The following is a 13136-nucleotide window of genomic DNA, read 5'->3' on the forward strand; positions in this document are numbered from 1 at the left end:
GGACAGTGCACACGGGGAAGGCCACTCATGAGTGAAGTGAACGAGGACGCGTCGTCGTCCGCCGGACAGCGGGCGACCGCCGACGCGATCGAGCGGGGTGACGGAGGGCTGAGCGTGGAGGCCCTGCTGGCCAGGATCGCGCAGCCGGCCCCCGCGCCGACGGCTACGGGGCCGGGCACGGAATCGGAGGCGGGGACCGACGCGGACAGCCTGGCCCTCGTCGTGGCCGCGGCGGCCGCTCGGTTCGTCCCCGGCGGGGAGCTGTCACCCGACACCGACTTCTTCGACGCCGGTGGCACCTCCGTGGGCGCCGTGGAGCTCGCGGCGGCGCTGGAGGAAGAGCTGGGCATGGTGATCGACCTCGACGAGGTGTTCGCCGACGCCCGGCCGTACAGTCTCGCCCGGCGCTGGCTCGCCGCCACAGGTGCCACGACGGCCGACGCGGGCCCGAACATGCCCGCGCCACCGGTGACCCCGGCGGGCGCACGAACCCTGGTTCCGGCACCCGATGCGATCGCGCGAGCCGCGGCCCCGGCGGTCGCACGCATCCCGGCCTCGGCGACCCCGGCGGCCCCACGGATCGCGGACCGGGCTGCGGCGGGCGCACGGATCGCGGACCGAGCTTCGGCGGGCGCACGAATTCCGGCTCCGGCGACCCTGGCGGGCACACGAACCCCGGTCCCGGCCCCGCCGGGCAGCGCGGTCGGCGTCGCGCCCAGGGCCACGGTCACGACTCGGACCATCGGCGGCGACACCACGTACGCCAAGGCCCGGCCCGAAGACCTCGACCAAATCCTGGCCGACCTCTCCCTGGCCGACCGTCTCCCCTGGACCGGCTCGCCCGAGCCCGCGCCGCCCCGCCGGATCCTGCTCACCGGTGCCACCGGCTTCCTCGGCAGTCATCTGCTGCTCGACCTGCTCCGGCACAGTGACGCCCACGTCCACTGCCTCGTGCGCGCGGCCGACGAGGAGAGCGCCACGGCCCGCCTCGCCGCGGCGCTGAAGAGCCACCGGCTGCCCTGGTCGGCGGAGATCCGCCGCCGGGTGACCGTGCTTCCCGGCGACATCAGGCGCCCGCGCCTCGGCCTGCCCGACGACGTCTGGGACTGGCTCGCCCACGAACTGGACAGCGTCGTGGGTGTGGCGGCGGCCGTGGACTTCCTGCGCGGCTACCAGTCGCTGCGGCAGAGCAACGTCGTCGGCGCGCTGACCCTCGCGGAACTGGCGGCGACCGGCCCGCCCAAACCGCTGCACCACATCTCCTCGATCGCGGTCTTCAACGAGGTCGGCATCACCTCCATGGGCGAGGACGATCCGCTCGCCCACGCCGACCGCCTCGTCGCGGGCTACGACCAGACGAAGTGGGCCGCCGAGGTCGCGCTGCGCCGGGCCCGCGACCACGGCCTGATCGTCACCGCGATGCGCCCGGGAGGCATCGGAGGCCACACCCGGACGGGCGCCCACAACCCGCAGGACCTCAGCAGCGGTCTCATCGCGGCCTTCGGACGCTTCCGCACCGTGCCCGCCTTCCACCGCCTGAACGCGGCCCCGGTGGACTGGGTGAGCCGGGTCGCGGCCGCCGTCGTCTGCGAACCCGACGCCTGGGGGTTCGACTACAACCTCACCGGCGTGCCCAACACCCTCGACGACGTCGTACGGGACATGGCGTTCGGCGGGATGCATGTGCGCGTACAGGACTGGGACGAGTGGCGCACCGACGTGCTGGCCCGCCTGGAGGCCGACCCGGTTCCCGAACTCGACTTCCTCACCCGCGTGTTGCGAAGCCCCACCGCCCTCAAGCTGTGCGAGGCGACCCTGAAGGGACCGGCGGCGACGGGCGAACGCACCGACGCGCTCGTCGAGGCGCTGGGGCTGAGCCCCGCCGCCCGCTACGACGCCCAGGCTCAACTCAGGACGTTCGAACAGCTCGCCCAGGACGGTCTGGCCCGGCTTCCCCACAAGGACGACCAGCCCTACCTGTGGTTCTCCGAGACGACCGAGGGTGCCGTGGGCCCGGTCGGCGCCGCCACCGACACCCCCTGCTCGATGGCGCTCACCCTCTCCATCGCGAGCATGTACCAACTGGTCAAGGAACGCAGGGTGGACGTGAGCGGCGAGCTGGTGTGCCCCGCGGTCCATCCCGCGCCGCTGCTCGTGGAACGCGGCGACGTCTGGGTCCGCCCCGAGGAGGGCATTCCGCAGCGACACGGGATGCGCCACCAACTCCTGCGCTACCGAATGACGTTGAGCGACGCCGACGGAGGCCGTTGGTGGCTCGAGGGACACAAGCACGCCCGCGCCCGCCGTGACGTCTGGCGGCAGACCCGCGCGCTGAGCGTCGAGATCGGCCGCGAGGGCGAACCGGCGTGCCTCGCGGGCGAACTCGTCGTACCCGCGGACACCTATGTGCGTGACCAGATCGACGGCATCAAGGTCGACCCGCGGCTGACCGGGCGGGAGAAGCGTGCCGCCAAGCTGACCTGGCTGGCCTGGTTCGGCATGGAGATGGGCCGCGGCCTGCTCGGCCCCTTCGCCCGCGCCACCGCCGACCTCCTCGACCTGCGCCGCACCCCGACCCCCTCGGAGCGCCACCGATGATCCTCAGAAGCGCCAACTCCCGCACCAGGCCCGCGATGCGCAAGGTCAGGACCGGCACGGCCCTGCGTCCGCTGCGCCACCGCCTCGATCCGTCACGCGTCGAGGAGATCCCCTTCCGCGCCGGGGACGGCGTACGTCTCGGTCTCACCCGCGTCGACAGCGGGGAGCGGGACCGGCCCGCCGTGCTGCTCCTGCACGGCCACACCGCGTCCGCCGACATGTTCCTGCTCCCCGAGACCCGCAACCTGGTCGACGTCCTGCTCGACGACGGCTACGAGCCCTGGCTGCTGGACTGGCGGGGCAGTTGCCGGCTGCCCTACAACGAGACCGGCCAGAGGTACACCTACGACGACGTCGCCCTCCACGACATCCCGGACGCCGTCGCCCGTATCCGCGAACGCATCGGAGACCGGCCGCTGTTCGTGGTCGCCCACTGCATCGCCTCCCTCGCCCTGTCCCTGAGCATGACGGCGGGGCTGGTGCCGGGGCTCGCGGGGGTCGTCTCCCAGGGCGTGTTCCTGACGCCCAAGCTCGCGGGACGCACCTCGCTGCGGATGACGCTCGCGGGGGAGCTGCTGAAGAGCCGGATCGACCACATCCCGGTCGACTTCCGCCGGGTGGGCCTCCGTTCGCGGTACACGCCGCTGTTCGCGCTGGCCTCCCGCGGCGCGGCCTGCCCTGATCCGACCTGTCAGATCCTCCACAACTCGGCCTGGGGTTCGGGCGCTTCGCTGTTCCTGCACGAGAACCTGTCCGAGGCGACCCACGACCGGCTGGCCGAACTCCTCGGTCCCGCGCCGCTGTGGATCCTGCCGCATCTGCGCCGGATCGAACTGGCCCGCAGCGTCGTCCGCTGGCACGACACCGACCACCGCTACCGGGCACTGCCGCCCAACGCCCTGGACGCGGCCGCACGCATCGACACCCCCGTCCTGCTGCTCGCGGGAAGCGAGAACGGACTGTGGCTGGACTCGCAGCGGCTCTGCCAGGAGGTACTGGCACACCGACAGCCCCAGCTCGACGTGTCGTACACCGAGATCCCCGGCTACGGCCACCTCGACACGTTCCTCGGCCGGGGAGCCGCCCTCGATGTCTTCGGCCACATCCTCGAATTCCTCGGCGAACGACGGTGACGGCGGGCCCCGCCGCCCGTTACCGTACCGACCAGTAACCAGACCGCACCCAGGAGGCCCCATGCCGCAGCTCGAAGTCGACGGCGCCGCGCTGACGTACGACGACGAGGGCCCCCGCGACGGCGACGGCGTGCCCTTGGTGTTCATCCACGGCTGGACGGCCAACCGGCACCGCTGGGACCACCAGGTGGACCACTTCGCGCAGAAGCGGCGGGTCGTACGACTGGATCTGCGCGGGCACGGGGAGAGCGAGGGGTCGGGGCGGCGGACCGTGGCGGAGCTGGCCGGCGACGTGCTCGCCGTCCTCGACCACCTGGAGCTCGACCGGTTCGTCCTCGTCGGCCACTCGATGGGCGGGATGATCGCGCAGACCCTGACGCTCGCCCACCCCGAGCGGGTCGAGCGGCTGGTGCTGGTGAACTCGATCAGCAGGATGACGTACAGCCGGGGGAGGGGACTGCTGATGGCGGTCTCCACCAAGGTGCCGTTCAAGCTGTTCGTGGCCGCCAACATCCAGCGCGCCTTCGCGCCCGGCTACCCGCGCGAGAAGATCCGCGAGTACATCGACGCCTCTGCGGGCACACCCCGCGAGGTCGTCATGACCTGCTACGGCGCGATGCGCTCCTTCGACGTCCTCGACCGGCTCGGCGAGATCCGCACCCCCACCCTCCTGATCCACGGCTACCACGACATCCAACTGCCCGTCTCCCAGATGCTCCGCATGGCCAAGGCCTACCCGGACGCGGTGGTACGGATCGTCGACGCCGGCCACGAGCTCCCGGTGGAGAAGCCGGCCGAACTCACGGCGGCGCTGGACAGCTTCGTGGCGGAGAAGGTGTAGCCGGGTGGCCTCGGACCCCGTCGGCGAACCGTGGCCGACGGGGCTTGCGGGGGCGTCACTTCGGCGTGGCGCTCTCGCAACTCTCCGACACCTGCATCACTTCGAAGACCACCGGGAAATCGGTGATCTGCTGGTTCGGACCCGGCTGGGAGCCACAGATCTTCCACTCGGCCGGGTCGTCCACCGGACGCCCCTGCCCGCTGGCGTCCTTGAACACCATGTCGAGCTTGGAGTTCATCTGCTCATACGCGCGCCCGGCATTGCCGCCCATGAGGTCGGGCATGACAGCGCCGACGGGCTGGGGGCGTGCCGACGGGCGTGCGGCCGGCGCCGAGGTGGTCGCGCCGCTCCCCGATGCGTCCGGCACGGCCGACGCACCGCAGGCGGTGACCGAGGCCAGCAGGCCGGCGGCGAGAAGAGCTCTGGGAAGGGTGATGGCGGGCATGGCATGTTCCCCCGGGTGGACGACAGTTCCGCACCATACTGTGGTGTCCCTGCCAAGGTGAGACCGGCTGGCCCGGTCCGTGTTCCGAGCTCCTTGTCGGCTCGGAATGTGACTGGGCCGTCCGATCGCCGAGTTGGGCCAACTGGGTGGCGAACACCGGTACGGCAGTGGTTATGATCACCCGTGGCAAGGCTGTAGCGCAGAGGTCGTCGCGCCCAAGCATCGAGCTGGAGGACGTCGGTTCGAATCCGGCCGGTCTTGCCACCCTTTTCGTGGAGGAATGTCGATTGGCGTCGGTTCACCCCCGGAGGGCGGAGGGCCGTGCCGTCCTCCGCGCGCCGGGCACCGGCGATGAACCGGTGGAGTGGTGATGACGCAGCCGACGCCCGTACGCTGCCCCGCGATCGAGCACCCCGACATCCCGATCAGCGCACCCGCCGCCCTGGAACCGCTGCTCGCCCGACTGCGGTCCGACCGGCCGGTCGAAGCCGACGAGACGTTCCCGCTCGGCACCGTACGCGCGGACGGCCGGGTCGACCTGTGCAAGCAGGGACTCGGCGCGGCCGGAGCCGCCCGGCTGATGCCCGTGGCGGCCGCCTCCCCGCACGCCGCGCACGTCCTGCTCGGCACCAACGCCATCGGCGACGAGGGAGCCCGCACGGTCGCCGACGCGCTCGCGGGCGACCACGGCCTGCACACCCTCTACCTCGGCTGCAACCGCATCGGTACCGAAGGCGTCGACGCACTCGCCGACGCGCTGACGACGGACGCCACCGTCCACGCCCTGTGGCTCAAGCGCAACCCGGTGGGCGACCACGGCGCCCGCGCACTCGCCGCCATGCTCCGCCGCAACACCACGCTGCGCACCCTCGACCTGGTCAACACCGGACTGACCACCGACGGTCTGCGCGCCCTGTACGAGACCCTCGCCGACCGGCCCAGCCCCGTCGAACGCCTCTTCCTCGGCGGCAACGGCCTGACCGCCGAAGCCGCCCCGCTCCTGGCCGCGTTGATCCGCGAGGCGGGCGTGCGCGAGCTGTACCTCCCCGCCAACCACCTCGGAGACGAGGGCGCCGCGATCCTGGCAGCCGCTGCCGACTCCAGCCGTCCCGTCCGCCTCGGTCTCGGCGGCAACGGCATCGGCCCCGCCGGTGCCCGCGCCCTCGCCGACTCCCTCGGCGGCATCGAGGCGCTCGACCTCGGCCGGCCCCTGTCGGAGCGCAGCCTCGGCGCCCCCGCCAACACCACCGGCGACGAAGGCGCCCACGCGCTGGCCGCCGCCCTGCCCGGAAGCCCGCTGCGCCGCCTCGAGCTGTGCCACACCGGCCTGACCGGACGCGGAGCCAAGACCCTGCTGGCCGCCGTACCTGACGCATCGCCCCTCGAATACGTCGGCCTGGGCCCCGGACTGCCCCGCAAGGTGAAGCGGTCCTTCACCCTGCGCCTGCGGCCCGTGGGCAGGGCGCACCCCGACCTGCGCGCGATAGGGAGCGTCTACCGTTGAGCCCCCGTGGCGAACTCCGCTGCTTCCCCGCGGACGAGGCGTCGAGCCGGCGCCGCATCCGCCGGTACGCGGTACCCCGCTGGATGATCGAACGCGCCGCCGCGGCCCGACTGGCCGGTGACTGGCGGGCAGCCTGCGCTGCCGCGAACGTCGACGTCGCCTTCACCCTGTCCGAAGTGGCCGACCAGTGCGGACACGACGTCGCCACGGCCCTGGAACACGACCTCCGTCACCTCGCCCCCGACCTGCTGCGCTGGCATCTGCCGCGCATCCTCGGCGGGCGGACCACCCTCGCCACGGACAAGACGGTCGTCCTGGCCCGCTACCGTCCGAAGGCGGCGGACGAGGACCGGCTGACCGCACCGTACTTGCACATCACCACGCCCGCGATGGTCGAGGGACCGCAGCGCGTCGCCCTGCGGTTCGGCACGGTCGAGGACGAGAAGGACGGAGGAGTGTTCGGCCCGGGAACCGAGGACTGGCGCCACGTGCGGCACCTGTGGGACGCGCGGCACACCGCCGAACTGCTCGAACGCTGCGGCGGCGGCACGGACCGGCCACCGTTCTTCCACGCCGACGCCACCCCGCTCAACACCCACGAACTGCCGAGCGCCGATCCCGGCACGGGCGATCCGGCGTCCCGGGCCGAGTGGACCGCGCTGCTGCACGAGAAGGGCGAGACGCGGGCCGCCCTCGCCGCCGCAGGTATCGAGGCGGACCTGACACCCGTCGAGAACTCGCGCTGGTACCGGGTCGACCTGGAGGAACTCCTCGGCGGGATCGCGCTCGACCACACCCGCCTGGAGCCGGAGATCCGCCGGCAGATCGCCGCGGGCGTCGGCGACCGATTCGTCATCGCCGCGCACTGGCGGACGTACATCCTGCTGGAGCCCGCGGCCGGCGGCGGCCTGCTGATGCGAGCCGTCGACCGGGAGGAGGCCAAGGGCGTTCCGCTGCTCGCCGAGGCCCTGTGGCGCAGACTTCCCGACCTCGACCTCCTGCGCGCCGGGGGCATCACGGCGGAGCGTCTTCACCCGCTCGTCCGTGAGGCCTTGTTCCCCGCCCTCCCCGTCCCCGCGACGCCGGCCGGCCCACCGGAGCCGACACTCCCCGAACCGGTGCGCGTCCGATGCCGCGGGGAGTGGCACGAGGTGGCCTTCCGCCCCGGGGGCCTGCTGGCCATGCCGCACACCGACGAGGAACAGCAGCGCGAACGCGCCCTGCGCGCCTTCGGTGGGACCGTCGCGGGATGCTTCGCCCTGGAACAGACCTGGACCTCCGGAGACGGCCGCCTGCCGAAGGCACTGCGGATCCAGCGCAACGAACTCTTCCTGCGCGCGCAGCACGGAGACACCCCCGGTGTGCTCGCACTCCTCGACGCCGGTGTCGACGCGCGCGTGCGGGACCCCAAGGGCCGTACCCTGCTGCACCTGTTGAACCTCCTCGACCACGAGCCGCTGCTGCCGCGTCTGCTGGCGGCCGGACTCGACATCGAGGCACGCGACCAGCGGGAACGCACACCGCTGTACGTGGCCGCCAACGACCTCGGCTCCAAGGCGCTGGTCAAGGCGCTCGTCGCCGCCGGGGCACGGCTCGACGTGGTCGACGAGTCCGAGCTCTCGCTCGCCCAGATCGTCCGCCGTTACAAGCGGCGCGACCTGGCCTTCCTCCAGAAGCGTGTCCAGACGGAGCACCCCGGCATCGGCGCCGACTGGTGGGACGAATGGATGGAGGAGGAGGCGGAGAACTACGCCGACGAGCCCGACGAGCCCGAGGACGAGTTCGAACTCGACGGCCCTGACGACGAGTTCACCGCCGACGAGCCGCGGCACGAGGGCGAGCCCACGCACGAGGACGAGCCCGCCGACGCGTTCGAGCCCACGGACGAGTTCGAGCCCGACGACGAGGAGAGGCTGCCCCTTTGAGCACCGACGTGACCGCCCCCGCCACGCCGTCCGGCCCGCTGGCGGCCGCGGACGACCTCAACCGCCGTCTGCGGACGCACCGCACCGAACCCGCCACGAACCCCCAACTGGAAGCCCTGGCACTGGCCGTGACGGCCAATCAGCCCGTGCTGCTGTGGGGAGAGCCGGGAATCGGCAAGTCGGCCGCACTGGAACAGCTCGCCGGTGGGCTCGGTCTGCCGCTGGAGACGGTCATCGCCAGCGTGCACGAACCCTCCGACTTCGCCGGCCTGCCCATCGTCGGTGACGACCCGGCCACGACCGGCGTCCCCATGGCCCCGCCGGACTGGGCGGTCCGCCTCGCCAAGGCCGGTCAGGGCCTCCTCTTCTTCGACGAGCTCTCCTCCGCGCCGCCCGCCGTACAGGCGGCCCTGCTGCGCGTCGTGCTCGAACGGCGGGTGGGCAGCCTCGTCCTGCCGGAGGCCGTACGGATCGTCGCCGCCGCCAACCCGCCGTCCAGCGCGGCCGACGGCTGGCACCTCAGCCCCCCGCTCGCCAACCGGTTCGTCCACCTCGAATGGACCCACGACCCCCGGACCGTCGCCCGCGGCATGGCCGGCACCTGGCCCGAGGTCACCGTGCCCGTCGTCGGCGCCACCAAGGTGCCGGGCGCGGTCGCACGGGCCCGCGGCGCGATCTCCGGCTTCCTCACGGCCCGGCCCGGTCTCGTGCACCACATCCCCGGCGACGCCGAGAGCCGCGGCCGGTCGTGGCCCTCTCCCCGCACCTGGGAGATGGCACTCAAGCTGCTCGCCACCGGATACGCGGCCGGAGCCGGTCGCGAGGCGCTGGCCGCCGCGCTCACCGGTGCCGTGGGGGACGGCGCGGGCCTCGAGCTGCTGTCCTACCTCGAACACCTCGACCTGCCCGACCCCGACCGGGTCCTGGCCGACCCCGAGGCCTTCGCCCTGCCCGACCGCGGAGACCGCCAACTGGCGTTCCTCATCGCGGTGGTCGCCGCCATCCAGAGCGACCTCACCCGGCCCCGCTGGGAGGCGGGCTGGGTGGTCCTGGCGAAGGCCGTGGACGCGGGCGTCCCGGACGTGGCCGCCCGGGCCGCCACCGACCTCGCGATGATGCGCCATCTCGACTGGCCCGTACCGCCCGGCATCGACGGGTTCCTCGACCTGCTCCAGATGTCGGGGGCGCTGCCCGGCGGCGGCCGGTGACGCCTGCCGGGACCACGGGGGACGCCCGCGGCGCCCTGGACATGACCAAACTGCTCGCCGCCCGCTACCGGGCGGCGAGCGACCGGCCGTACCTGGCGGCCGCGTTGTACTCGCTGACGGTCGTGCCGAGCACACAGGTGCCCACGATGGGAGTGGACCGGCACTGGCGCTGCTATGTGTCCCCCGCCTTCGTCGACGCGACCCCGGTGCCCGAGCTCGCGGGCGTGTGGGTGCACGAGGTGGCCCATCTGCTGCGCGACCACCATGGCAGAGCGGACCGGCTCGCCGCCGCGGCCCAGCGCGACGGGCACCGCGTCAACGTCGCCCAGGACTGCGAGATCAACGACGATCTGCTCTCGGACGGTCTGCGCCTGCCCGAAGGCCGTATGGAACCCCGGCTGTTCGGCCTGCCCGAGGGCCAACTGTTCGAGGTGTATCTGGACCAACTCCCGCCGCACGTCCGTACGCCGGACTGCGGATCGGGCGCCCACGGCCGGTCCGCGCCCTGGGAACTGCCGGGAGGGGCCGGGACCGCGGGGATCGGGGAGATCGAGGCGCAGGCACTGCGCCGCCAGACCGCCGACGCGATGCGCGCCCACCAGCGCGGCCGGGGCAGTCTGCCCGGGGGCTGGCAACGCTGGGCCGAGGAACTCCTCGAACCCACGGTGGACTGGCGGCAGGCCCTGTCGGGCGCCGTCCGCGAAGCCGCGGCGTGGGCGGGCGGAGCCGTCGACTACACCTATCGACGCCCGTCGCGCCGCACCCCGGCGCTGCGCGGTGTCGTCATGCCGAGCCTGCGCCGGCCCCTGCCGAGAGTGGCCGTGGTCATCGACACCTCCGGTTCGATGGGCGACGCCGAACTGGCCGCCGCCCTCGCGGAGGTGACGGGCGTCCTGCGTGAGGTGGGGGTGCGGGGCAATCGCGTGACCGTCCTGGCATGCGACGCCGATGTGCAGGCCGTGTCCCGGGTGGTGGCCACCGAACAGATCACCCTGGGCGGCGGTGGCGGCACCGACATGCGCGTCGGCATCGAGGCCGCGCTCGCGACACCGGACCGCCCGAACATCGTCGTGGTCCTCACCGACGGTCTCACTCCCTGGCCCGGCGAGAACCCGCCCTGCCGCATCATCGCGGCCCTGATCGGCTCCGCCACACAGGAGCCCCCGAGCTGGGTGGAGACGGTACGCATCCCCGCCACCTGAGACGTTCGGTCGGCCTAAGTCGGGGATCGGTTGCCGGCCGACGGGTGTGAACGCTCTGGGCTGCGGGCTTCGCTCCGCGGTCCTCGGTCCGACCGAAATCGGACCGACAGTATTTCCTTCGCGATCCCGACGGCATTTCCTGGACGATGTGGGTTCGACGGCGTGGGTTCGGCTGCGTGGTTTCGACAGCTTGGTGTGACGGTTGGGGAGAGCGGGATGCTGACGGGGATCGTGATCGACGCACTGGACGTCGCACGCATGGAGCGCTTCTGGTGGGACGCGACAAACGGCCGCACGGGCGGTCTGGAACTGCGCTTCGTGCCCACCGCGAAGCCCAAGCCGCCGTCGCACAAGAACCGGCTCCACCTCGATCTGGCCGGAGGCCCCGACTGGAAGGCCGAGGTGGAACGCCTGGTCGCACTCGGCGCCCAGCGGATCGACATCGGGCAGGGAGACGTCCCCTGGGACGTGCTCGCCGACCCGGAGGGCAACGAGTTCTGCGTCCTGCGTCCGGGGCACCCCGGTGTCCTCGCCGACTCCGGCCTCGTCGGGATCTGCCTCGACGTCGCCGCGAAGGACCGCTACGCGCAGTCGGCCTTCTGGCAGTCCGAGGCGGGCTGGCACTCCGTCGAATACCAGGAGTGGGGCGTCCGGCTGCGCCGGAGACCCTCCAGCACCGTCTCGCTGGTGATGGGACCGCCGGCGGCGCCGAAGTCCGGGCGGAACAGGCTGCGCCTGGAAGTCACCCAAAACGACTGGGAATCGGGCGAGTTCCTCGACGCGGGCGGGAACGAGTTCCACGTGACGCACTGACTCCGACCGCCCGTCCCGCCGCCCTGACTACCCGCCGCCCTGACCAGGCGCCGCCCTGACTACCCTCCGCGCGAGACCCGTGAACGGGCCCTTCTCGCGCCTGTCCGTGCGAACGCCGCCGACCGCCACGCCGGTCTGAGCCCGGCCGTCCCGGTTCCCGACAGGCGGGGATGATCGACTTCCGCCTCGCGATCGCCGTACAGCATGGTCACGTTGATGCGGAGGTTCTCGTAGCCGGGGCGGAAACGGACGGCGTCCGAGGCGTGGAACAGGTCGGAGTTGAAGATCACGGCCCGGTTCCGGCGGTAGGGGATGGTCATGCTGCGGGCCCGTCGGCCGCGCAGGAACGGGCCGATCACGTCCTGGCGGCCGTTGTACGTGTCGAAGCCCCAGGACATGGGTGCGTCGACGTCGTGCACGACCAGGCCGCCGGAGCTGTCGTCGGCGTTGGCCTCGTCGGGGGTGACCCAGAAGTTGACGTTGACCGCGGCGAAGTCCGCGTGCGTGGTGACATCGGCGGGCACCTCGGGGCCGCACTTGAAGCCCCACATCTGGCGCAGCGGGTACCGGTCACCGATGAGCCGGGGCAGGGCCGCCCGCAGTTCCTCGGCGATCTGCATCAGCAGGGGGGACATGAACCCGTCCTGCATGAGCGCGCCCAGCCGGCCGTGCGCGTAGCGGTTGCCGAACCACACCGTCGACTCCAGACAGAACCGGTACAGCTCGTCCAGCGCCTCCTCGGTCAGGAAGTCGTCCACGTACACCACGCCGGGCGCGTTCGCGAGGTACCTCTCCTCCACACACGCGGGATCCCAGCGCCGGGACAGGGCGCGCTCCACGCGTGGCGAGTCGCGCACGTGCAGCAGACGGTTGTAGGTGTCGGTGATGCACCGGTTGGCATCGGAGTCCAGAGGCTCCCGGGCGTCGGGGCCCTGGGCCGCCAGCCGGTCGCGCACCGCCTGGTAGCTGTCGATGACCGGGCCGTACTCCGGGCCCAGCAGCCCGAGGCGTCGGAGGTGGTGCATCTGGTCGATGTCGTGCCGCAACTTGGGGACGCTCAGGGGAATGGTCGAGCGCGCGGCCGGGTCGGAGCCGGCGCCCCAGCGCAGATGGGCGAAGAGCGACGCGCACGCTTCGGCGAGCGGGAAGTCGCCGTGTTCCAGAGCCGCCTTGAGCACGTCCGGCGCCCACGCCAACTCGCGGTCACCCTGGCGCAGTTCGTCGCGCAGCAACGTCAGGGCCTCGTCGTGGCGTCCCGAGGCGACCAGCAGCAGAGCCAACTCGCGTCGGGCCGGGTGGTTCTGCGGGTCGCCCAGGAGAGCGTCGCCGAGAACGCGCGCCGTCTCGTCCGTACGGCCGGCTTCGGGGGGGGGGCCCCCGCACGGGAAACCACCAAACACACTCCCCCCAAAAGGCCCCCCCTTTCCCCCCCCCCCAAAAAACCCCCCCCCCCTCCGTCCCCCCCCC

The 13136-nt window shown here is 72.5% G+C and carries 10 protein-coding genes and 1 tRNA gene; 9 read left to right on the forward strand and 2 right to left on the reverse strand.

Annotated elements, in window-relative coordinates; genetic code table 11:
* The first annotated feature begins 27 nt into the window (after positions 1–27).
* From ACZ4TO_RS38255 to ACZ4TO_RS38265, 3 genes are all read left to right on the forward strand, one after another.
* Positions 28–2598, forward strand: coding sequence for a thioester reductase domain-containing protein (locus tag ACZ4TO_RS38255; RefSeq protein ID WP_468026638.1), 2571 nt, complete (start codon positions 28–30; stop codon positions 2596–2598).
* Positions 2595–3731, forward strand: a complete 1137-nt coding sequence (locus ACZ4TO_RS38260; protein ID WP_382778343.1) for an alpha/beta hydrolase — start codon at positions 2595–2597, stop codon at positions 3729–3731. The genes ACZ4TO_RS38255 and ACZ4TO_RS38260 overlap by 4 nt, the downstream gene beginning before the upstream one ends.
* 61 nt (positions 3732–3792) lie before the next feature.
* Entirely contained in the window at positions 3793–4572 is a 780-nt protein-coding gene (locus ACZ4TO_RS38265) for an alpha/beta fold hydrolase (protein WP_382778342.1), read from the forward strand.
* A gap of 55 nt (positions 4573–4627) precedes the next feature.
* Here the strand turns inward: ACZ4TO_RS38265 and ACZ4TO_RS38270 are convergent, their stop codons facing one another.
* Entirely contained in the window at positions 4628–5017 is a 390-nt protein-coding gene (locus ACZ4TO_RS38270) for a hypothetical protein (protein WP_382778341.1), read from the reverse strand.
* Positions 5018–5205: 188 nt separating this feature from the next.
* On the opposite strand from ACZ4TO_RS38270, the gene ACZ4TO_RS38275 reads away from it, so the two are divergent.
* The 6 genes from ACZ4TO_RS38275 (at position 5206) to ACZ4TO_RS38300 (ending at position 11669) form a co-directional block, all read left to right on the forward strand.
* Positions 5206–5281, forward strand: a tRNA-Arg gene (locus ACZ4TO_RS38275).
* A 106-nt stretch (positions 5282–5387) separates the two neighbouring features.
* On the forward strand, positions 5388–6521 hold the full coding sequence (locus ACZ4TO_RS38280; RefSeq protein WP_468026639.1) for a leucine-rich repeat domain-containing protein: 1134 nt from the start codon (positions 5388–5390) through the stop codon (positions 6519–6521).
* Positions 6518–8446, forward strand: a complete 1929-nt coding sequence (locus tag ACZ4TO_RS38285; RefSeq protein WP_468026640.1) for an ankyrin repeat domain-containing protein — start codon at positions 6518–6520, stop codon at positions 8444–8446. The genes ACZ4TO_RS38280 and ACZ4TO_RS38285 overlap by 4 nt, the downstream gene beginning before the upstream one ends.
* Entirely contained in the window at positions 8443–9654 is a 1212-nt protein-coding gene (locus tag ACZ4TO_RS38290; protein ID WP_451075508.1) for a sigma 54-interacting transcriptional regulator, read from the forward strand. The genes ACZ4TO_RS38285 and ACZ4TO_RS38290 overlap by 4 nt, the downstream gene beginning before the upstream one ends.
* 41 nt (positions 9655–9695) lie before the next feature.
* The gene (locus tag ACZ4TO_RS38295; protein ID WP_468026641.1) at positions 9696–10856 is read left to right on the forward strand and encodes a vWA domain-containing protein; all 1161 of its coding nucleotides are present in this window, start codon (positions 9696–9698) and stop codon (positions 10854–10856) included.
* Positions 10857–11072: 216 nt separating this feature from the next.
* The gene (locus tag ACZ4TO_RS38300) at positions 11073–11669 is read left to right on the forward strand and encodes a VOC family protein (protein ID WP_468026642.1); all 597 of its coding nucleotides are present in this window, start codon (positions 11073–11075) and stop codon (positions 11667–11669) included.
* A 59-nt stretch (positions 11670–11728) separates the two neighbouring features.
* Here the strand turns inward: ACZ4TO_RS38300 and ACZ4TO_RS38305 are convergent, their stop codons facing one another.
* The gene (locus tag ACZ4TO_RS38305) at positions 11729–13069 is read right to left on the reverse strand and encodes a tetratricopeptide repeat protein (protein WP_468026643.1); all 1341 of its coding nucleotides are present in this window, start codon (positions 13067–13069) and stop codon (positions 11729–11731) included.
* Between the last annotated feature and the right edge of the window lie 67 nt (positions 13070–13136).

The organism is Streptomyces sp. NPDC028298 (assembly GCF_055565895.1).

Bases quoted from the DNA above. Each gene is read 5' to 3' on its own strand.
- ACZ4TO_RS38255 (WP_468026638.1), top strand. From the start codon at position 28: ATGAGTGAAGTGAACGAGGACGCGTCGTCGTCCGCCGGACAGCGGGCG.
- ACZ4TO_RS38260 (WP_382778343.1), top strand. From the start codon at position 2,595: ATGATCCTCAGAAGCGCCAACTCCCGCACCAGGCCCGCGATGCGCAAG.
- ACZ4TO_RS38265 (WP_382778342.1), top strand. From the start codon at position 3,793: ATGCCGCAGCTCGAAGTCGACGGCGCCGCGCTGACGTACGACGACGAG.
- ACZ4TO_RS38270 (WP_382778341.1), bottom strand. From the start codon at position 5,017: ATGCCCGCCATCACCCTTCCCAGAGCTCTTCTCGCCGCCGGCCTGCTG.
- ACZ4TO_RS38280 (WP_468026639.1), top strand. From the start codon at position 5,388: ATGACGCAGCCGACGCCCGTACGCTGCCCCGCGATCGAGCACCCCGAC.
- ACZ4TO_RS38295 (WP_468026641.1), top strand. From the start codon at position 9,696: ATGACCAAACTGCTCGCCGCCCGCTACCGGGCGGCGAGCGACCGGCCG.
- ACZ4TO_RS38300 (WP_468026642.1), top strand. From the start codon at position 11,073: ATGCTGACGGGGATCGTGATCGACGCACTGGACGTCGCACGCATGGAG.